Annotated in this window: 23 protein-coding genes; 20 read left to right on the top strand and 3 right to left on the bottom strand. The window is 40.2% G+C overall.

Going from position 1 to position 18,124, the window contains the following annotated elements; all coding sequences use genetic code 11:
- Nucleotides 1-105 precede the first annotated feature (105 nt).
- The 18 genes from B9T36_RS06925 to B9T36_RS06840 all read left to right on the top strand — a co-directional run bounded on the left by B9T36_RS06925 (nucleotide 106) and on the right by B9T36_RS06840 (nucleotide 11,935).
- Entirely contained in the window at nucleotides 106-249 is a 144-nt protein-coding gene (locus B9T36_RS06925) for a zinc ribbon-containing protein (RefSeq protein ID WP_081313263.1), read from the top strand.
- Between the two features lie 340 nt (nucleotides 250-589).
- Complete coding sequence (locus B9T36_RS06920) at nucleotides 590-733, top strand: zinc ribbon-containing protein (RefSeq protein ID WP_004695201.1); 144 nt, start codon at nucleotides 590-592, stop codon at nucleotides 731-733.
- A gap of 116 nt (nucleotides 734-849) precedes the next feature.
- Nucleotides 850-1,425, top strand: a complete 576-nt coding sequence (locus B9T36_RS06915; protein ID WP_086208768.1) for a DUF4126 domain-containing protein — start codon at nucleotides 850-852, stop codon at nucleotides 1,423-1,425.
- A 232-nt stretch (nucleotides 1,426-1,657) separates the two neighbouring features.
- Nucleotides 1,658-1,864 carry a hypothetical protein gene (locus B9T36_RS06910; RefSeq protein ID WP_086208767.1) on the top strand — a complete coding sequence of 69 codons (207 nt, stop codon included), beginning with the start codon at nucleotides 1,658-1,660 and terminating at the stop codon, nucleotides 1,862-1,864.
- A 239-nt stretch (nucleotides 1,865-2,103) separates the two neighbouring features.
- Nucleotides 2,104-2,802: a hypothetical protein gene (locus B9T36_RS06905; protein ID WP_171264421.1), complete on the top strand. Its 699-nt coding sequence runs from the start codon at nucleotides 2,104-2,106 to the stop codon at nucleotides 2,800-2,802.
- An 88-nt stretch (nucleotides 2,803-2,890) separates the two neighbouring features.
- On the top strand, nucleotides 2,891-3,163 hold the full coding sequence (locus B9T36_RS06900; protein ID WP_086208766.1) for a hypothetical protein: 273 nt from the start codon (nucleotides 2,891-2,893) through the stop codon (nucleotides 3,161-3,163).
- A 559-nt stretch (nucleotides 3,164-3,722) separates the two neighbouring features.
- Complete coding sequence (locus B9T36_RS06895; RefSeq protein WP_086208765.1) at nucleotides 3,723-4,121, top strand: VOC family protein; 399 nt, start codon at nucleotides 3,723-3,725, stop codon at nucleotides 4,119-4,121.
- A 627-nt stretch (nucleotides 4,122-4,748) separates the two neighbouring features.
- Nucleotides 4,749-5,414, top strand: a complete 666-nt coding sequence (locus B9T36_RS06890; protein ID WP_086208764.1) for an RluA family pseudouridine synthase — start codon at nucleotides 4,749-4,751, stop codon at nucleotides 5,412-5,414.
- A 285-nt stretch (nucleotides 5,415-5,699) separates the two neighbouring features.
- Nucleotides 5,700-6,656 carry a DUF5660 family protein gene (locus tag B9T36_RS06885; RefSeq protein WP_086208763.1) on the top strand — a complete coding sequence of 319 codons (957 nt, stop codon included), beginning with the start codon at nucleotides 5,700-5,702 and terminating at the stop codon, nucleotides 6,654-6,656.
- 150 nt (nucleotides 6,657-6,806) lie between these two features.
- Nucleotides 6,807-7,199: a ribonuclease E inhibitor RraB gene (locus tag B9T36_RS06880; protein WP_086208762.1), complete on the top strand. Its 393-nt coding sequence runs from the start codon at nucleotides 6,807-6,809 to the stop codon at nucleotides 7,197-7,199.
- Nucleotides 7,200-7,330: 131 nt separating this feature from the next.
- On the top strand, nucleotides 7,331-7,780 hold the full coding sequence (locus B9T36_RS06875) for an SRPBCC family protein (protein WP_171264420.1): 450 nt from the start codon (nucleotides 7,331-7,333) through the stop codon (nucleotides 7,778-7,780).
- A gap of 59 nt (nucleotides 7,781-7,839) precedes the next feature.
- On the top strand, nucleotides 7,840-8,190 hold the full coding sequence (locus tag B9T36_RS06870) for a DUF488 domain-containing protein (RefSeq protein WP_086208761.1): 351 nt from the start codon (nucleotides 7,840-7,842) through the stop codon (nucleotides 8,188-8,190).
- 178 nt (nucleotides 8,191-8,368) lie between these two features.
- Nucleotides 8,369-8,707, top strand: coding sequence for a zinc ribbon domain-containing protein YjdM (locus B9T36_RS06865; protein ID WP_086208760.1), 339 nt, complete (start codon nucleotides 8,369-8,371; stop codon nucleotides 8,705-8,707).
- 139 nt (nucleotides 8,708-8,846) lie between these two features.
- Nucleotides 8,847-9,212 carry a 5-carboxymethyl-2-hydroxymuconate Delta-isomerase gene (locus tag B9T36_RS06860; protein WP_086208759.1) on the top strand — a complete coding sequence of 122 codons (366 nt, stop codon included), beginning with the start codon at nucleotides 8,847-8,849 and terminating at the stop codon, nucleotides 9,210-9,212.
- Between the two features lie 234 nt (nucleotides 9,213-9,446).
- A complete protein-coding gene (locus B9T36_RS06855) occupies nucleotides 9,447-9,782 on the top strand; it encodes a YegP family protein (RefSeq protein ID WP_086208758.1) in 336 nt (111 codons plus the stop codon).
- Nucleotides 9,783-9,859: 77 nt separating this feature from the next.
- Nucleotides 9,860-10,339, top strand: a complete 480-nt coding sequence (locus B9T36_RS06850; RefSeq protein WP_228146980.1) for a YybH family protein — start codon at nucleotides 9,860-9,862, stop codon at nucleotides 10,337-10,339.
- Between the two features lie 96 nt (nucleotides 10,340-10,435).
- A complete protein-coding gene (locus B9T36_RS06845; RefSeq protein ID WP_086208757.1) occupies nucleotides 10,436-10,840 on the top strand; it encodes an NUDIX hydrolase in 405 nt (134 codons plus the stop codon).
- A gap of 39 nt (nucleotides 10,841-10,879) precedes the next feature.
- Complete coding sequence (locus B9T36_RS06840) at nucleotides 10,880-11,935, top strand: DUF1176 domain-containing protein (RefSeq protein WP_086208756.1); 1,056 nt, start codon at nucleotides 10,880-10,882, stop codon at nucleotides 11,933-11,935.
- On the opposite strand, the gene B9T36_RS06835 is transcribed toward B9T36_RS06840, so the two are convergent.
- Both B9T36_RS06835 and B9T36_RS06830 read right to left on the bottom strand, forming a co-directional pair.
- Nucleotides 11,932-12,867, bottom strand: a complete 936-nt coding sequence (locus B9T36_RS06835; protein ID WP_086208755.1) for a tRNA dihydrouridine synthase — start codon at nucleotides 12,865-12,867, stop codon at nucleotides 11,932-11,934. The two genes, B9T36_RS06840 and B9T36_RS06835, sit on opposite strands and share 4 nt — an antisense overlap.
- A gap of 62 nt (nucleotides 12,868-12,929) precedes the next feature.
- Nucleotides 12,930-14,516 (bottom strand): ATP-binding cassette domain-containing protein, encoded by a 1,587-nt coding sequence (locus B9T36_RS06830; protein WP_086208754.1) that lies wholly within the window; start codon nucleotides 14,514-14,516, stop codon nucleotides 12,930-12,932.
- 470 nt (nucleotides 14,517-14,986) lie between these two features.
- Between B9T36_RS06830 and B9T36_RS06825 the strand changes: the two genes are divergently transcribed.
- Nucleotides 14,987-15,376, top strand: a complete 390-nt coding sequence (locus B9T36_RS06825) for a hypothetical protein (protein WP_086208753.1) — start codon at nucleotides 14,987-14,989, stop codon at nucleotides 15,374-15,376.
- Between the two features lie 230 nt (nucleotides 15,377-15,606).
- Here the strand turns inward: B9T36_RS06825 and B9T36_RS06820 are convergent, their stop codons facing one another.
- Nucleotides 15,607-16,416, bottom strand: coding sequence for a cytochrome C assembly family protein (locus B9T36_RS06820; RefSeq protein WP_086208752.1), 810 nt, complete (start codon nucleotides 16,414-16,416; stop codon nucleotides 15,607-15,609).
- 138 nt (nucleotides 16,417-16,554) lie between these two features.
- Between B9T36_RS06820 and ffh the strand changes: the two genes are divergently transcribed.
- Nucleotides 16,555-17,961, top strand: coding sequence for a signal recognition particle protein (gene ffh / locus B9T36_RS06815; protein WP_086208751.1), 1,407 nt, complete (start codon nucleotides 16,555-16,557; stop codon nucleotides 17,959-17,961).
- The last annotated feature ends 163 nt before the right edge of the window (nucleotides 17,962-18,124 follow it).

The following is an 18,124-nucleotide window of genomic DNA, read 5'->3' as shown; positions in this document are numbered from 1 at the left end:
AGATAAATCGATTTTCCTGACCCCTGCGGTCACAAAATAGACTCTACAACCTCAAAAGCTTGTCTATACTCTGTTCACCATTTCTAAAACACATGGAGAACAAAAATGGTAACTGCTGGCGAAAAACCTGGAACAGGCTTCTATTTTTGTGTTCAGTGCGGACACCGCGCTTATTTAGAAATTGGTACTGACCGTTTACCCCCGTGTACCAAATGCCTTGGCCATCAATTTAACAACAAGATTGCCTAAGCTGCACACTGCAAACAGTTATCCACTGTTTTGAATCAAGCCCTCTCATTAGATAGGGCTTTTCATTTGTTGGAAGTAATGTTTTGGTTAAGCTAAAAACGGATGCCATGACTCAAACGCATCTCGGCTTAAGAGAGTACATTTACGATTCAACGCTCTAAAGACAACAATATAAGCTACTGACAGCACTTTCATGACTAAATTTTATTTAGCTTAGCTATTTTTGAAATACATCATTTCTTACATTTATGACGTCATCATTTGTCAAAATGATCAATAGACATCCATCATAAAATGCATATACTAGTAAGACCATTTTCTAAACATATGGAGAACAAAAATGGTTACTGCTGGCGAAAAACCTGGAACAGGCTTCTATTTTTGTGTTCAATGCGGACACCGCGTCTACTTAGAAATTGGTACAGATCGTTTACCCCCGTGTACCAAATGCCAAGGCAATCAATTTAACAATAAGAATGCCTAAGCCACAGATTTAACAGTTACCCACTGTTTTAAAGAAAAGCCCTATCACCTGATAGGGCTTTTTGCTAAGTTAAAAAAAGATAAAAACATCCAACTTAGGTGACATAGGAAAAGCGCATGGAAACCATATTAGGACTTTGTATCGGCATTGGCTTAAGTGCGGCCTGTGGCTTTCGTGTCTTTGTTCCACTTTTGGTCATGAGCCTTGCATCTATTCTGGGTTGGTTTGAACCCATGCAAGGTTTTGAATGGTTAACGATGCCATCGGTATGCATCGCCTTAGCCATTGCAACCGTCTGTGAAATCGCAGCCTATTACATACCATGGGTCGACAATGCTTTAGACACCATTGCAACGCCAGCCGCGATGGTCGCAGGAACACTCACCACTATGGCGGTCAGCAGTGGGGAAATGTCGCAGTTTGCCAGTTGGGCCGCGGCAATCATTGTCGGTGGCGGTACAGCAGGTGCTGTGCAAATGAGTACGGTTGCCGTTCGAGGGGTTTCAACCGCGACGACAGGCGGGGTTGCCAACCCACTGGTGTCTACCGTGGAATGGGTGGGTGCCGTTTTACTGTCCGTGCTGTCATTACTGGTTCCTGTTTTAGTGGTGATTGTAGGCATTATTTTGGCAATCTGGGCCGTACGTTGGTTTAAACGCAAAAAACAACAAAGTATCAGCACACCCTTATAGTCTCGGGCATTTTCTTATAGCGTTGCTGGGTCTCTAAATTTTAAAAATAGAGTGGCTAATTTTTCGGTTATGTGGACGTTAGTCCTTTTAGCTTGATATGACTTAGGGCTCAGTTTCATCTTTAAAATAATGATTGATTTTCATACGCTATCCGTTTAATTTTATAAATACATACTTTTTGTATGGTTTTGTTTGTAGTTGAACTTTATAAGAATTATTCGGGGAGCTGTAAATGATAAAATTTATTGTAAATGAACAGCCTAGTGAAAAAGGTATCCATCATATTCATAATGCATCCTTAGGCTGCGAAGACTTACCTAGCTCGGAGGATCAAATTCTGATTGGTTATTTTGCCAATTATGAGCTGGCTTATAAACGGGCAAGAATGAACTGGCCCAGAGAAAAAGTCGAAGGTTGTGACAAGTGTTGTTTCGGGTGAGAACCATCAAAAAACTTTGCAAGTCGCAAAGCTTTTTTGTTTTAGGCGGTATTTGAAATTCAGGTAAACCTTATACCCTCAGCTTTAGCTTTAAGTCGCAAATTAATGAAAATACATCTCTGAAATGGTTTGTTTATGCTGATCATAGAATATCAACAGTCTGTACGTTCTATTCAAGGATATAATGCTGATGGATAAAAAGTAATATCTGATGTTTGCTTATAATTTTAAGGATATTTATGCCTAAGTCTTTCAAGGTGGTTTTGCTTGGTGTGATTGCATTGTTGAGTTCGTCTTCATTGGTTTATGCAGATACCACTTTGAGTACAGCAGAAAAACAGCTAAAAAAAGACAGCATTCGTTATAAGGCCTATATTCCTACGAGCTATACCGTATTTGAAGCTATTCAGGGAGACTTAAACAAGGATGGCTTACAAGATGTAGTTTTAATCGTCAAAGCTACAGATCCGATACAGTGGATCACTGATGAATATCGTGGAAAACTGGACCGCAACCGCCGTGGCGTGGTTGTGCTGTTGAATGTAAAAGGGCGCTACCAAAAAGTCGTTCAAAACCTGTCGCTATTTTCCTCGGAAAATGAAGATGGTGGTGTGTACTTTGCCCCTGAGTTGGTGCCCTCTATCGAAAAAGGCTTGTTAAAACTGCATTATGCACATGGTCGTTATGGATATTGGGCCTATCAGTTTCGTTTAGAGGGGCGTGATATGCGCCTGATTGGTTATGACAGTTCAGATAATTTCGGCCCCTATGTGAACAGTGAAACCAGTGTTAATTTTCTTACCGCGAAGAAGCTCGTCAGAGAAAACCTCAATAAAGACCCTGATAGTGACCCTAAATTTAAAGAAATATGGAGCAAAGTGAATATTGCTCCGATGTATTTGAGCCAAATTCAGGACATCGACGATCTTAGTTTTTAGTAGCCTTGGCGTGGTTTTTGCTCAGTTAATTTTAATGAATATGCTTTGATATATTGTGTGAGCATGGTGAAAAGATATAGGGGAGATGATGGAAAATAAAGAAATGGCGTTGATTGAAAATGAGAAACCGAAACTGAGTACAGTTGCGCATCTCATGGCAGGTTGGCCTTTATTTTTAGTGATCATTGGGGGTGCAATCGGCGGGGCACTCGGTGTAGTCGCCTATGTGGTTAACCGAAAAATTTATCTGTCTCAGCTTAGCAATATGCAGAAGGTTTTAGCGAACTTACTCTGTGGTATGTCTGCGATCAGTTTATGGTGGTTTATTGCAACGTGGTTGCAAGGCTATATGGCAAATTAAGCGTTCTGAAATGGTGATATTGTAAAAAAAATGAATAGAAGCCCATTTTTATGCGAGGAAATAGATAATTAGAGTGTCATGATGAATATTTTTATCAAATATGGTTTTATTTAGGGAAATATTTTTCATCATTGCTTGAAATTAGCAAATCTTAGGAATTTTATTTCGTATCATTTTGCCTAATATAACGTTCAAGGGCACAGGAATCGAAAAGAGTAGTTTGCGACTCGTTATCTATCAGATCAGCGTCGTACTTACCCACAAGGTCTCGATTCAGCTTAGGACGCTATAGATTATCCATCTATAGGCAAAAGTTTAGAACTTACCCAGTTTTAATCGTTGAAGTTATCTCCTGATCCCAAAAAATCATAAAGTTTTATTTCTTAAATATTTTTATCCCCTTTTTTCAAATTATCTCAAAATATTACACTGAATCAGTAGTGTGTGAGCATTGTAATGTTTCACAAATGCCTATCTAAAAACGTCTAATTCATAACACGGAAAAGCATAAGCTTCTGCTATAACTATTTATGAAAAGTCGGATACGCATGGAATAACAATGAAAATATATGTCACCAGCATCATGGTCGATAGCCAAGAAAAAGCCTGTCAGTTTTATACAGAAAAACTCGGTTTTAAAGTCAAACATGATGTACCTGTGGGGGATTATCGTTGGCTGACCTTGGTTTCACCCGAAAGTCCAGAGGGCGTTGAACTGCTACTGGAACCTGATGCACATCCCGCAGCACAGCCGTTTAAGGCTGCGATCAAAGCAGATCTAATTCCCTATACTTCTTTTCAAGTGGATGACCTCGATGCGGAATATGAACGGCTCAAAAACTTAGGGGTACATTTTACCGTAGCTCCCACGCGAGCAGGCACAGTCAAAGTAGCAGTCTTTGATGATACTTGTGGCAATCTTATTCAATTGATGCAAATGTTCAAAAGTAATGAATGAGTAAGATATCTGCTTTTGAAGAAATAAAATCCTGAGAAAAGCGCTTTTATGTGCGAAAAAAATCACAAATTCGGTTCATTTGGGAAAATATTTTTTATATGAATAATAATCTAGGATTTTTTTCCAAAAATAGCCAAAAAGACTTTATCTTCGGGAAACAATCCCGTCCTTGGATTGTTAAATTATATCTCAAGGGTGTGACGGGATCGAAAAGAGTAGCATGCTACCAGTGGCGCAAAACGCGTGAGTAGTACTTACCCAAAAGGTCTTGATTCGGCTTAGGACGCTATAAATCAAAAGTTTATAGGCTATAAGATCATCACTTACAAAGTTATGATAGTTGAAGTAAACAACATGTTTTCCCAGACACCCTAAAAAATTTCTCCAATGAATAAACAGCAAACAAAAATAAAATTCTAGATTTCTAACAAAGTTTAAAAAATCCTGCTGATTCAGTTCCTCATGGATCATTTCATTCTTAAGCCTCCTATTCAGTACTGACCGATCAACTGTGATTTACAGGGCGAAAAACCAATAGCCGAGAGAGTTTTCTATATTGGTGAGATGATTGACAGTAGAAACACAGCTTGTTATTTTTCGCGCTCGCTTTTCTATGCTGTTATTTTCATGGCTTTAAATGACAACTTTGTTTATGCACCTCCCCAAGAAGACTTGGTGATCGTTTATGAAGACGATGATTTGGTGGTGATTGAAAAGCCTGCGGGTTTGTTGTCGGTGCCGGGGCGTTTACCAGAACACCAAGACAGTGCCTATTTAAGGGTTTTAGCTCAGTACCCACATGCCAAAATTACCCATCGTTTAGATATGGCGACCTCGGGGGTTTTAATGTTTGCCAAGCACCGCGATGCCGAAGTTGCGGTCAGTAAAATGTTCCAAGCTCGCACGGTGGATAAACACTATATTGCTTTAGTTCAAGGCCAGTTAGATGCTGAAGGCAGTGTTGACGTACCGTTGATTACCGACTGGGAAAATCGACCACGGCAGATTGTGCACTTTGAGCTGGGTAAGCCTGCAAAAACGCTTTATCAAGCCCTTAGTTATGACATTGAGACCGATATTACACGGGTTTTACTGACCCCGATTACAGGTCGTTCTCATCAGCTTCGTGTGCATATGCAATATATCGGGCATCCTATTACAGGGGACAAGCTCTATCATCCTGAACCGACACGAAGTCCTTTAAAGCGTATGGCTCTACATGCCAGTTTTTTAGCCTTTAAACAGCCTTTAACAGGGGAGACTGTTACTATTCATGGGAACGTACCTTTTTAACCAAGACACATTTTTTAAGAAAAACGAGAAATACTTAAAATTTGGGATATAAAATTGCCCAAAACACAGCTAAGTTAGAGTGTAAAAGAGCCTCCTTAATGTATAGCGAATATGCCCATTTAAAGTGTTAGGTTATGTGCTTCTTCTTTGGATAAGGTATTGCTGAGCAATTTGAGATGGGCTGAGAGTACGTTTGTCTGTTATAAGGCTCGCCGTTCAATTTACAAGCTATCTAATAGATGAGCCTCAAAAAATAAAAATGACTTTCCCTTTGGGAGATAGGCTATGTTTTATCTACTTGCTGTCATGATTGCATTACTCAGTACGATTATTTTTTGGCAAATAAGGCGCAGTCTCGGCCACAAAAAGCAGATTGAAATTTTAGAATGTAATTTAGAGCGGAGTCGAAATACCTTAGAGGCTTACGAACAACAACAGCATGAATTACAACATCGACTGACGAGTTTAAGAATTGAAGTGGGAACACTCAGACAACGTGAACAAGCGCTAAGTCATTATCAAGAAATCATTGATGTCGAACATTATGTGATTGAACGGCTGAGCCAAGTGGAGTTGTTTGCAGAAACAGTTAAATTTGACGCCGAACAGATGCTCAATCAATGTCGACAACGGATTGAAAAAGTAAATCACTTCTTATCGGAATACGAGCTCAAAGCCAAAGAAACCATCATGCAACGGGCAAAGGAAAAGTTAGGCGCATTTTTTCACATGGCAGAAGAACGAGAGCAGTTGGCTGAAATTTCTAAAGCATTAAACAATAAAATTGAAACACACAGCCACATTTACCAACTGCCTTCAGAGCAGTTATTAGATGAACTCATCGACGGCTATGGGAAAACGGATGCGGCCAATCATTTACTCAAAGTCCGTCAGCAGGTGATTCGTGCTGTAGAACACAATCAAGTGGTCACTTGTGCATTTTTGGATGAGCATCGGCATTTATCCGCCATCGCACTGCTTTCTCCGTTATTTAACAGCAAAGCAGACTTTTATTTACAACGCGTTGCTCAAGACAATCTCGGTTTGCTACTTCAAGCACTGCGCGATGACTTTACTTTAATTAATCACTATGGTGCTGTCTTTGGTCATGCCCGTATTATGGATCATTATCTTGCGCTACGGTTAGAAGAGTTAAAATTTACAGCTTTATTGAACAGTTTAAAAACGGGGGATGTGCAAGGACAAAGCCACATTGTGCTTGAACATCGAGTTGTACAATAAAGTTGCAAATAGATAGAAAAAGAAAGTGTAAAAATTGGCAGAAAAAATCAGATCCACCTGCTAAAAAATGAGCAAATTATGCTATGTTGAAGTCACTATTTTGTCACTTGCCAACGTTATATTGGCTCAAAAGATAACAAGGACATTCGCATGACACGTGATTTTGAATTATATCCAGATGATGACAACGGAAATGTACTTTGGCAAATGGCTGAGGATGGTGATGATCTGTCAGAGCCACATGAAATAGAATATTCGATCGCCTTTCAAGATCAGTCACAAGCTGAAAAATGTGCACTGTATTTATTACAAGAAGAACAAAAAATTACCTTATTTGTCGATGAGGACAATGATGTTTCCGAATGGATCATTACCATTTATGTCTATATGGAACCTGAGTATTCTGACATTGTCGACTTAGAACAGTGGTTTACCAAAATTGCAGAGCAGTTTGGTGGTGAATACGATGGTTGGGGCTGTATGGCGTATGTCTATGATGATGAAGAAGATGACGACGAAAACTATGAGCAAGGCCAAGCTTAGGTCAGCACCAAATTAAAAGCATGTTGAAAAACGTGCTTTTTTATTTGCTCTATATTTACGCACAATAACGCTACAGTTTCTAATTTCTAGCGTTTTAAACTAAACATGAATATTTGAAAAGAACGAGAAAAATGATGTCAAATAGTGTTCAGTTACACCGCGTATTTAGTGCACCTGTCGAGCGTGTCTATCGTGCTTTTACCCATGCAGATGCTTTAGTAAAATGGATGGCACCGCATGGTTTCACGGCTCATGTGGAGCAGTTTGATGTACGTGAGGGTGGTCAATATCGCATGTTTTTTACCAACTTTAGTACAGGCATGCAGCATTCATTTCATGGTACCTATCATGAAATCATTGAAAATAGCTTATTACGCTATACCGATGAATTTGATGTACCTGAACTGGCAGGTAAAATTGAAGTCCGTGTAGAGTTTAAAGAGGTCTCTGTAGGAACAGAAGTTCATATCACACAGTCTGGTTTACCAGAAGTGATTCCTGTCGATGGCTGTTATCTGGGTTGGCAAGAGTCATTGCAACTCTTGGCTTTTTTAGTGAATCCAGACATTCCCGATGAATAATACTTCGTCATCGTTGAACAATTGAATAAGTTGCACAAAAGAATAAAAAGGAGTTTTGCATGCCAATACGCATGAAGCGGATTTATGCACCTGTTGAAGCCGAAGATGGTAAGCGTGTTTTGGTTGATCGGCTATGGCCACGAGGAGTCTCAAAGCTTGAAGCCCAAATAGATCTGTGGTCAAAAAACTTAACCCCGTCCAATGAGCTGCGGAAATGGTATCACCAAGACATGGTGGCACACTGGGATGAGTTTAGGGTTCGTTATATGAAAGAGCTGGAAGCACATCCCAGCGAGTTGAATGACTTACGGCAACTGGCATTGCAAGAGCAGATCACATTACTTACCGCAGCTAAAGAAGAACAGCATAACCATGTGGTGATTTTGAAGCAGTGCTTGGAGCAAAAATAAGCTTAGGATGAGTGTTCTACGGGTAAAATTTTACTTTAGTCATGCATCAACGTTGTTTCTACAGAAGCAAAACCAAAGCCATAAAATAAATACGTGATTCACATTGTTTTAGCCTGAATAATGCTATATTGGCGCTTTGAGCAATGTGAATTGCTTATTTTTTATTTTTGAGGTTTTTATGTCTTTACCCAACTGCCCAAAGTGCCAGTCCGAATATACTTATGAAGATGGTGACTTGCTGATCTGCCCTGAATGTTCAAACGAATGGAAAGAGGGGGAATCTACCGAAGACGTGGTGGCAATTAAAGATGCCAATGGCAACTTACTCGCTGATGGTGATACAGTAACGGTAATTAAAGATTTAAAAATTAAAGGTTCGTCGTCTGTGGTAAAAGTCGGAACTAAAGTGAAAAATATTCGTTTGCTACCTGATGCTGCAGATGGTCATGATATTGATTGTAAGATTGACGGTGTTGGCGCGATGAAACTCAAGTCTGAGTATGTGAAAAAAGCCTAATGCGCTGAGTTTACAGTTAGCAATTAAAATGGAGTCAATAGGACTCCATTTTTTGTTTTAAACGATTTTGAAAGTAGATGAATTGTTTAAACAAGTGCACAGCATGTTATAAAGATAAAAAACTGTTGAAGAATACGTTATGCCTCATATCCACCTTGAGTACTCAGATAATATAGACACTCTCGAAGTTAAACCGATGTTGTTGGCTTTAAACCAAGCTTTGCTTGATGGTGAGTTTGTACAATCGGGCAATGAAGTGAAAAGTCGTGCCATCAAACAATCCGATTTTGTGATTGGGGTAGATGGAGACGCAGAAGCTTATTTACATGCCAAAGTCTCTTTACTTAGTGGTCGAGATGAAGCCACGCAATCTGCTATTTCCAAGCTCTTACTTAAAACATTGCAGCAAAATTTTAAAGTCCCGACCGATTTAGTTGTACAAATATGCGTAGAAATTATTGAAATGCCAAGAAATAGCTATAGTAAATTGGTGCTAAAAGCCTAAAGTAGTTTAAGGATAATCAACCGTTTCAGCCGAGTTGAGAAAATGCAGTGTTGGCATTTTGATGTTGTCATGCATTATTCATATAGCGCTGTTATTTTAAAAAAAATAAAGATGAGTAAGGCAATAAATGGCTTTTTTTTATAAAAGAAGTCATTTATATTTTATAAAATTGGATGGTTTTTTATTCAAATCTGATTTATTTATTATTGCTTTAAAATAACAAGAGGTGAGCTTATGTCAGGATGGTACGAACTCAGTCAGGCAAATGACGGTCAATATCGCTTTGTTTTGAAAGCGGGAAATGGAGAAGTCATTTTAACCAGTGAACTGTATAAAGCAAAAGCGTCAGCCCATAATGGAATTGAGTCAGTTCAGAAGAATAGTCCAGATGCTGCGCGTTATGATCGCTTAGAAGCCAAAAATGGTAAGCCTTATTTTAACTTAAAGGCTGCCAACCATCAGATTATTGGAACCAGTCAGTTTTATGCTACGGAGCAGTCACGCGATAAAGGCATTGAGTCTGTAAAAAACAATGGTGCAAGCGCCACAATTAAAGATTTAACAGCTTAATTTGCTATTAAATTATTGATGGGTTTAAGAATTTAAAAAAATCGCGTGTTAGCTAAGGAAGGCGCACGCGTTTTTTTATGGGTATTTTATGCGCATTGTTGGAGCACTATGTGGATGTACGATTAATTGGGGATGAGCATGCGGGGCATGAGATTATCTTCAAACTCAAGCAGTGGGATGATGCCATTTGTAAAATGGATGTACAAAATATTATTCGTCTTTGCCAGAGTGATGTCAGTTTGTTTGATATTGGATTTGAGTTACAAGGCGTACAAGCCTATCAGGAACTATGGCGACGCTATGCGCCATTTTTTCAGGGTGAAGTGAAGGTTTTTAGGCGTAGCCTGAATATTTTTAGTCGTGATGGTTTGGCCTTTGTTCATTGTTATTCCAAGCTTGATCATGCCAGTGGGGTGGCTACACCAGAGATCCCTTGGTGCCGAACGACATTGTGTTTTCAAAAAACGGCTGGAGAGTGGTTGGTTGCACATCAACATATTTCAGTGCCTGTCGATTTTGAGACACAAATGTCGAAGCCGATCTACTTTCCTGATTGATGAAAAACTGAAAGGCAGAGGCTTTACAGGGGTTAATCAATTCATGTTCAGACTGTGTTTTAATGAATGAATGTAGCTTTGACCAAAGGAAAGTGTATGGCATTCCAAGACTTTTACCGACTAAGCTCTCATGCGGTCATCACCAATGCTGTAGGGCAGGTTTTATTACTGAAAGCCAATTATGCTGATCAGGCTTGGGGTTTACCAGGTGGTGCATTAGACATGGGTGAAACCATTCATCAAGCGTTACTGCGAGAGTGCCAAGAAGAGCTCAGTTGTGAGGTCCAAATTGATTATTTATCGGGTGTGTATTTTCATGCGGCAGTGACTTCACATGCGTTTATTTTTAGATGCCATTTGGCTGCATCGACCGAGATTAAGCTGAGCGATGAACATACGGCCTATGCATGGTTTGATTTAGATCAACTGTCTAAAGTGCAACGGATTCGTGTTGAAGACTGTTTAAATTATACAGGTACGGTACAGAGCCGAAGTTTTTAAGCACAGGGTTAATATTCCACGCAAGCGGAGTGAAGTCATATGTTGAATAAAACGTTAGGAACACTAAGCCATTCACTCTTGGGCGCTGTTTTGATCAGCACCTTAAGTCAACTGGCTTATGCAGATACGGGGAGTTACTTTATACATAAGGACTGGGAACTTGCCTGTGATAATACGGGTATGTGTCGTGCGGCAGGCTATCAGAGTGATGCTCAGTTTGGTCAACCAGTATCTTTACTGATTTCTCGTCCCGCAGGTGCAGGCGGTGCAGTGCTTACCCAGCTTCAGATAGAAGAAGACTTAGTGCAAAATATGGAGGTAAATCTGAGTGTTGGCGCTACTTCGTTGGGGAGAGTCACCTTTGATGCCCACAAAAGTACTGCAAAACTGTCCAGTGCTCAAAGTACGCAGTTGCTAAAGGCTTTGGTGGGTGCAGAAGATATTCGTCTCACGACCCAAGCACAGCAATGGCAAATTTCAACCGCAGGGGCAAATGCTGTTTTGCTCAAAATGGATGATATACAAAAGCGGGTAAATACACCGAATGCCATCTATCAAAAAGGCAATCGGTCTGAGCAAAATGTTTTACAACCCAAAGCCATCCCTAAAATTGGCATTACAGGATACCGACCTGCGGTTGCCAGCCACTTTGCCGTGGATAGTAAAAATGCCCATCAACTCTTTAAAAAGTTAAAAGCAAAAACAGATGAACAAGACTGTCCAAATCTCTATGAGGCGCGGTTTTTTGAGGAGGATCGGGTTTCAGTCTATCCGCTGAATGCGGAACAAGTGGTGGTTCAAGTACCATGTTGGCGTGGAGCATACAATGAAGGTCTAGGCTACTGGGTCATGGACAAAGCCTTACAAAAGATTCAGCAGCAAGTTACCACATCAGGCTCAAGTTTTAGTGAGGCGCAAATTTTCTCAGAGCAAAAAGGGCGGGGCATTGCTGACTGCGGTATTCGTTCCGAGTGGGCTTGGAATGGACAGGCTTTTGTTCTCAGCTATCAGGCACAATCGCAGCAATGTAAAGGCTTTGCGGGTGGGGCATGGAACTTACCGACTTATGTCGCGATCGTTGCGCGAACGGATTAGGTCGCGCTTGTATTTAGTTTGAGAATAATGTCATCTAGTGGCTTAATACGTTTGACTTCATCCCATAAAGCTTTGGCTTCAGGATAATGTTTAGACATCATACCGAGCCATTGTTTATAGCGTCCGACCATATTCATTTCTTTCTTATACCCGCCGTTTAAGAAACGGATTTGTAAGCTTAGTAGCTCATTCCATGTCAGTAGAGGTGTATCAGTATTTTGACGAATACACTGGGTTAAATCGGGAGTGGTCACGGCACCACGTCCAATCATCAAATCTTCACAGCCAGACTCTAAGCGACACTGTTTCGCGTCTGCATTATTCCAAATTTCACCATTGGCAATCACATTGATCTTTAAGGCTTCACGAATCGGGCGGAGTTGATCCCAAAAAGCGGGTGGGGTATAACCATCGGCTTTGGTTCGTGCATGCACGGTAACCCAAGCCGCACCTGCATCTTCAATGGCATGAGCATTGTCCAACATAAAATGTCGGTCCATATAGCCTAAGCGCATTTTCGCAGAAACAGGAATGTGCGCAGGAACCGCATCACGTACTGCTTTGACCAGTTCATGCACCACTTCTGGCTCATCTAAAAGCACCGAGCCACCACGGTGACGGTTCACGGTTTTGGCTGGACAACCAAAGTTCATATCAATGGCGGGTGCACCGAGTTTCACAGCACGGATGGCATTGGCAGCCAGCATTTCAGGGTCATTACCTAAAAATTGAACATGCACAGGTGTTCCCGCTGCCGTTTTTCCGTCATGCAGTAATTCAGGGCAATACTGATGAAAAATATGATCAGGTAAGACCGAATTGGTCACACGGATAAACTCGGTCACACACCAATCGAAGCTACCCACAGACGTGAGCACATCACGCATGATTGGGTCAGTTAAGCCTTCCATCGGTGCAAGGATGAGTTTCACAGCGGTGTCACCAGTTAAATAGAAAAACGGTGTTATACGCAAATCCGATCACGCTGTCCAGTCTAATGCGTTTGGGTTAAATCGAAATAGTTTTGAATCTGTGTCTCCTCGACAAAGGCATCATCATGTGAAACTAAAATAACCGCCCCTGTAAAATCGCGAATAGCCTGTGCCAACAGTTGTCTTGAGTCGATGTCGAGATGATTTTCGGGTTCATCCAGTAAAAGTAAGTCCACAGGCTGTGCTGCGAGACTGATACACAGTAAGGCAACTTTGAGTTGTTCACCGCCACTAAGTAGTGAGATGGGGAGCAGAGCCTTATCTCGTCGAATTCGAAGTTGCCCCAATTCATTCCGACACGCCTCATCAGACAAAGACGGATTTAATAATTGTAAATTGTGTACCGCATTCAGTTTTGGATTCAGCAGACTAAAGTTTTGATCTAAATATAACGATGCTCCTCGCTTGAAAATCTCTCCCGATTGAACATGACTATGATTTTGGATGGCACGAAGTAAGGTCGACTTACCTGAACCATTTTGGCCGCGCAGTTGGATTTTTTCTCCACTATATAAGGCAAAAGAAATAGGCGAGATAGAGGGTGTGGTTAAAACCACCTCTTTTAAACGAAGAATTTCACCAGTTTGTTGAGGTTGAAAATGGAAATCAAACTTTTGTGACTTCATCTGTTCTAGCTGTTGCTGTTTGTTTTTGAGTTCGTCTTGCACTTGTTCCTTTTGGCGAAGTTGTTGCTGCGCGACTCCCGATAGCGCTTGACTGGCACGTTCTTTTTTAAAGTCGAGCAGGATTTTGGCTTGAGAACCTGAGCTTCGTAATTTCTGCCCAGACTTTTGCCTTTTCTGGGCTTTCATGCGTTGTTCATACTGTTGGACTTGTAATTGTTTTAGTTCGCGTTTCTCTTGCGAGATATTGTGTAGTAACGCCTGCTGTTGTTGCTCTGCTTGTGACTGATACTCGGCATAGTTGCAACGGAAATGTTGCAAGCCAAAATCATTTAAAACGTAGATGTTGGAGATTTGATTTAACAATGTGCGGTCGTGGCTAATGACTAAACAGCCCGCAGGATGCTGAAGGATTTTTTGGCTTAACCACACACGACTTTCATGATCTAAGTGATTACTGGGTTCATCAAGAAGTAAATAACGCTCAGTTTGTAAAAAAAGGCGACACAGTGCCAGTTTAGTTTTCTGACCTTCACTTAGTTGAGAAACCGAGCTGGATAGATCTGTAGGTAAGTTTGCACTTTTCAGTAATTTTAACCATTCAGAGGGTTGATGCCATGCATGTTCGACGCGGTCATAGTCTTCAAAGCTTGCGGTAGATTGTTCAATACGTTGAAAACTTGCATGCAGGTCAGCAATATTAAGGGCTTCGGCAAGCGTACAGTTGCTTAAACGTTCGAGCTGGCTTAAGTGGGAAAATGGCATATGCCAAATCACTTCGCCACTCGCATAATTGGGTCTGTGCGCTTGAGTGAGTAAGGACATTAATATTGATTTGCCTTGACCATTACGTCCAATCAGGGCTGAACATTGGGCAGCGGGCAATTCAAAGTTTAAATGCTGAAAAAGTGCTTCATGAGTAAATTGAACACTTAGGTTTTTTACGGTACAGGCCTGTTGGGTCATTGAAGACTCCTTTATACAGGACATACAAAATAAATTTTTATATAGAGTAGTAAATAAGTTTATTTTGCACGTCAGAAAACAAATAAATTAGATTTGACGGAAAATAAGACTTACTTCATTGGCATTACTCTAAGTAGAAGGTAGAAGAAGGGAGGCGTAATAGTCTTATCAGTATAACAGGTGGATGAAAAATAATCTATTTGCATTATTCTAATTATAAATTTAAGGATGATTTATCAATACTATTGGCTACAGGAGCTTCGTCATAGACGCATAAATCTTTCACAGACCGTGATTGATTGGGGGGAATTAGTCAATTATGGAGGGGATGAGTTTATCTACATTGTCATTGGTCAAAAGCATTGTGTTCTGTTTTAGTGTTATTTCGTATAGGCTCTATAATGTTAAATGGAATAAAATTTTGATCAAGTTTCTTTTATAATAAATGAAGATTTAGGATATTTAAAATAATGAAACTACTAAGCTTTATACTGTTATTTATTAGTAGCAGTTGTTTTGCTTTATCTGGTGACGAATTCGATCAACAGTATCGACATTTGAATGGTGAACTCAATAAAGCTGTAATTAATAATATGATCTATTCTAGAGATTATGATGATAAAGAGGTTCCACTTTCAGAAAAATTGGAATCTAAAAGTAAGTGGTGTGATTTAACCAAAGCTAGAGTAAATTTATTGGATTTTGTGATTCAGAATTTCTCTGCTTATAAAACATGGGTGAAGCAAAACAATCTTGATGATGATTCTAATTTGGATGATTTTAATAAGTTTCATAACAATCAGCAGAAATCATATATTGGTTGTCAGCTAAATCTGGAAGAATACCGATTAAAAATGTAATTAAATTATAAATACTAAGATGAGAGCTAGATGTTAATTTTAGAAAAACTAGAATTAACATCATCACTGTATACATAATTTATTACATAAGTTTTTATAAATCAATTAATTAGATTTTGATGTAAGCTCAGTTTGCCTAAGCTGGGCTTTTCTGCTGGGCCATTATGTTATACATCTACTTTTTGAGTAAAGTACTGTATCTTTAATAAAGCGAACTCAACAAAAAGACGTTATCGACCTAAAATCATTTCCAATACAAACTTAGATCCGATAAAACCGACAGCCAATAAAAAGAATCCAATTAAGGTAAAGCGAATCGCTTTTTGACCTCGCCAACCGAAACGGTAATGTCCGATGAGCAAAGCCCCATACACAAACCAAGAAATAATACTAAAAGCGGTCTTATGTGCCAGATGTTGGGCAAAAAAGTTGTCAATGGTAAAGAAACCAAACACCAACGCCACAGTCAGTAAAATAAAACCCGTTTTAATCAAGTCAAACAATAAAGATTCCATCGCTTGAAAAGAGGGCAGTAAGTTGACCCAAAAGCGTTTCTTTTGTTTGTTTTTTAACTCACGATCTTGGAACCATAAAATCACGGCTTGTATGGTCGCCATGAGGAGTACTGCATAGGCCGACAGCGATAAAATAATATGAATATCTAGGCCCAATGAGCGCTGTTCAATAAATTGAGTGGACTGACTAAAAGCAAAACCTAAAATAAGTCCTGTCGCGGCCACAGGAATGCCAATCAGGTTCAAAGCTAAAATTGGACGATAAGTACTATAAAGTAGACTGAGTAACAGCATGAGCCCCGATGTAAATGACATTAAGACGAAAACGTCATAATTCACTCCCATTGGCGTGAGCATGTCATGGTACAAAACGGTTGCATGTAACAATAGGCCTAAGCCTAAAATAATACCAATAAACCAATGGTTTGGATCACGTTTAGCCATTAATTTGATAAACAAATACCAAAAAGAGGTGGTATAGGCAACTAATGCTAAGATGGTATAAACCAAGGGCAGGCTAATCATGTCAAACCTTTTTCAGGATGATGAATATTCATTTATATAAATTCGGTGCGAACTACAGTATCCTATAGCATTCTATGCATAAATTTTCTATTTTAAGAAAGATTTTTTTGCAACTAGCAATTTTAAGCGGATTTTGCAATGTTTGATACCTTAACGGAACGACTCACGCAGAGTTTAAGAAATGTTACTGGCTCTGGGCAGCTAACCGAAGACAATATTAAAGATACCCTACGTGAAGTACGTATGGCACTTCTTGAAGCCGATGTTGCACTTCCTGTAACTCGTGAATTTATCGCGAAAGTTAAGGAAGAGGCGTTGGGTCAGGAAGTGATGACTCAATTATCGCCGGGCCAGGCATTTGTTAAAATCGTGCATGACGAATTAACAAAAATGATGGGCGAGGCCAATGAAAGCCTTGATCTTGCAGCAAAACCTCCTGTTGTGGTCCTACTTGCGGGCTTACAAGGTGCAGGTAAAACAACAACGGCTGCAAAACTAGCTCGCTTCTTACAAGAACGCCAAAAGAAAAAAGTCGCGATGGTGTCTGCCGACGTTTACCGTCCAGCAGCAATTAAACAGCTACAAACCGTTGCAGGTGAGGTCGGTGCGATTTTCTTTGAATCGAGTGCTGACGAAAAACCGATTACTATTGCAACGCGTGCAATTGAACAGGCCAAAATTCAGTTTGCGGATGTCTTGATTGTCGATACCGCAGGTCGTCTACACGTAGATGACGAAATGATGGACGAGATCAAAGAACTTCACGCGGCGATTAAGCCAACTGAAACTTTGTTCGTGGTCGATGCAATGACCGGTCAGGATGCGGCAAATACAGCCAAAGCCTTTAATGATGCATTACCATTAACGGGCGTGATTCTGACTAAAACTGATGGTGATGCACGTGGTGGTGCGGCCCTTTCAGTACGTGCCATCACAGGTAAGCCAATCAAATTCTTAGGTATGGGTGAAAAGCTCGATGCCTTAGAGCCATTCCATCCTGAACGTGTTGCACAGCGTATCTTAGGTATGGGTGACGTACTTTCTTTGGTCGAAGAGCTTGAACGTAAAGTCGACAAAGAAAAAGCCGAAAAAATGGCGAAAAAACTGCAAAAAGGCGGGAGCTTCAACTTTGAAGATATGCTAATGCAGTTTGAGCAAATGAATAAAATGGGTGGCATGATGGGCTTCTTGGATAAGCTACCTGGCATGAGTAATGCAGGGATCCAAGATGCGTTGGCACAAGCGAACCCTGAAAAGCAAGTGAAAAAGATGGAAGCGATTATCCAGTCGATGACCATCAAAGAACGTCGTAACCCAGACCTGATGAACCCAAGCCGTAAAAAGCGCATTGCAGCGGGCTGTGGTATGGATGTCGTTGAAGTCAATAAGTTGATTAAACAACATGCACAAATGGCGAAGATGATGAAGAAATTTGCTAATCCATCAGGCATGGCAAAAATGATGAAATCATTAGGTGGCTTGCAAAAGCAATTTGGTGGCGGTGGTGCGGGACCATTGTTCGGTGGAAATGACAAGAAAAAATAAGTCAGCTTTCACAATGAGATGAGTAAAAAAGGCGCGTATGCGCCTTTTTTACGTCTGTAATCTATGCAACAAGAGGATAGAGCTAGTTTCTTCAGTAACAAGGGGAATAACAAAAACGCACTGTTTATGGACTGAAAGTTGCGTAAAATTTATTCGTTTAAAA

It is taken from the genome of Acinetobacter sp. ANC 4204, assembly GCF_002135205.1.
Lineage (GTDB): Bacteria > Pseudomonadota > Gammaproteobacteria > Pseudomonadales > Moraxellaceae > Acinetobacter.
Note: the sequence above shows the minus strand (reverse complement) of the source record. Positions and strands in the feature narration are given on the sequence as shown.

What these genes read in the sequence shown, in the direction of transcription:
- B9T36_RS06920 (WP_004695201.1), top strand. Translation starts at nt 590, where the DNA reads ATGGTTACTGCTGGCGAAAAACCTGGAACAGGCTTCTATTTTTGTGTT.
- B9T36_RS06915 (WP_086208768.1), top strand. Translation starts at nt 850, where the DNA reads ATGGAAACCATATTAGGACTTTGTATCGGCATTGGCTTAAGTGCGGCC.
- B9T36_RS06845 (WP_086208757.1), top strand. Translation starts at nt 10,436, where the DNA reads ATGGCATTCCAAGACTTTTACCGACTAAGCTCTCATGCGGTCATCACC.
- B9T36_RS06900 (WP_086208766.1), top strand. Translation starts at nt 2,891, where the DNA reads ATGGAAAATAAAGAAATGGCGTTGATTGAAAATGAGAAACCGAAACTG.
- B9T36_RS06885 (WP_086208763.1), top strand. Translation starts at nt 5,700, where the DNA reads ATGTTTTATCTACTTGCTGTCATGATTGCATTACTCAGTACGATTATT.
- B9T36_RS06820 (WP_086208752.1), bottom strand. Translation starts at nt 16,416, where the DNA reads ATGATTAGCCTGCCCTTGGTTTATACCATCTTAGCATTAGTTGCCTAT.
- B9T36_RS06850 (WP_228146980.1), top strand. Translation starts at nt 9,860, where the DNA reads ATGGGTATTTTATGCGCATTGTTGGAGCACTATGTGGATGTACGATTA.
- B9T36_RS06910 (WP_086208767.1), top strand. Translation starts at nt 1,658, where the DNA reads ATGATAAAATTTATTGTAAATGAACAGCCTAGTGAAAAAGGTATCCAT.
- B9T36_RS06905 (WP_171264421.1), top strand. Translation starts at nt 2,104, where the DNA reads ATGCCTAAGTCTTTCAAGGTGGTTTTGCTTGGTGTGATTGCATTGTTG.
- B9T36_RS06880 (WP_086208762.1), top strand. Translation starts at nt 6,807, where the DNA reads ATGACACGTGATTTTGAATTATATCCAGATGATGACAACGGAAATGTA.
- B9T36_RS06860 (WP_086208759.1), top strand. Translation starts at nt 8,847, where the DNA reads ATGCCTCATATCCACCTTGAGTACTCAGATAATATAGACACTCTCGAA.
- B9T36_RS06855 (WP_086208758.1), top strand. Translation starts at nt 9,447, where the DNA reads ATGTCAGGATGGTACGAACTCAGTCAGGCAAATGACGGTCAATATCGC.
- B9T36_RS06925 (WP_081313263.1), top strand. Translation starts at nt 106, where the DNA reads ATGGTAACTGCTGGCGAAAAACCTGGAACAGGCTTCTATTTTTGTGTT.
- B9T36_RS06890 (WP_086208764.1), top strand. Translation starts at nt 4,749, where the DNA reads ATGGCTTTAAATGACAACTTTGTTTATGCACCTCCCCAAGAAGACTTG.
- B9T36_RS06895 (WP_086208765.1), top strand. Translation starts at nt 3,723, where the DNA reads ATGAAAATATATGTCACCAGCATCATGGTCGATAGCCAAGAAAAAGCC.
- B9T36_RS06840 (WP_086208756.1), top strand. Translation starts at nt 10,880, where the DNA reads ATGTTGAATAAAACGTTAGGAACACTAAGCCATTCACTCTTGGGCGCT.
- B9T36_RS06830 (WP_086208754.1), bottom strand. Translation starts at nt 14,516, where the DNA reads ATGACCCAACAGGCCTGTACCGTAAAAAACCTAAGTGTTCAATTTACT.
- B9T36_RS06870 (WP_086208761.1), top strand. Translation starts at nt 7,840, where the DNA reads ATGCCAATACGCATGAAGCGGATTTATGCACCTGTTGAAGCCGAAGAT.
- B9T36_RS06875 (WP_171264420.1), top strand. Translation starts at nt 7,331, where the DNA reads ATGATGTCAAATAGTGTTCAGTTACACCGCGTATTTAGTGCACCTGTC.
- ffh (WP_086208751.1), top strand. Translation starts at nt 16,555, where the DNA reads ATGTTTGATACCTTAACGGAACGACTCACGCAGAGTTTAAGAAATGTT.
- B9T36_RS06825 (WP_086208753.1), top strand. Translation starts at nt 14,987, where the DNA reads ATGAAACTACTAAGCTTTATACTGTTATTTATTAGTAGCAGTTGTTTT.
- B9T36_RS06865 (WP_086208760.1), top strand. Translation starts at nt 8,369, where the DNA reads ATGTCTTTACCCAACTGCCCAAAGTGCCAGTCCGAATATACTTATGAA.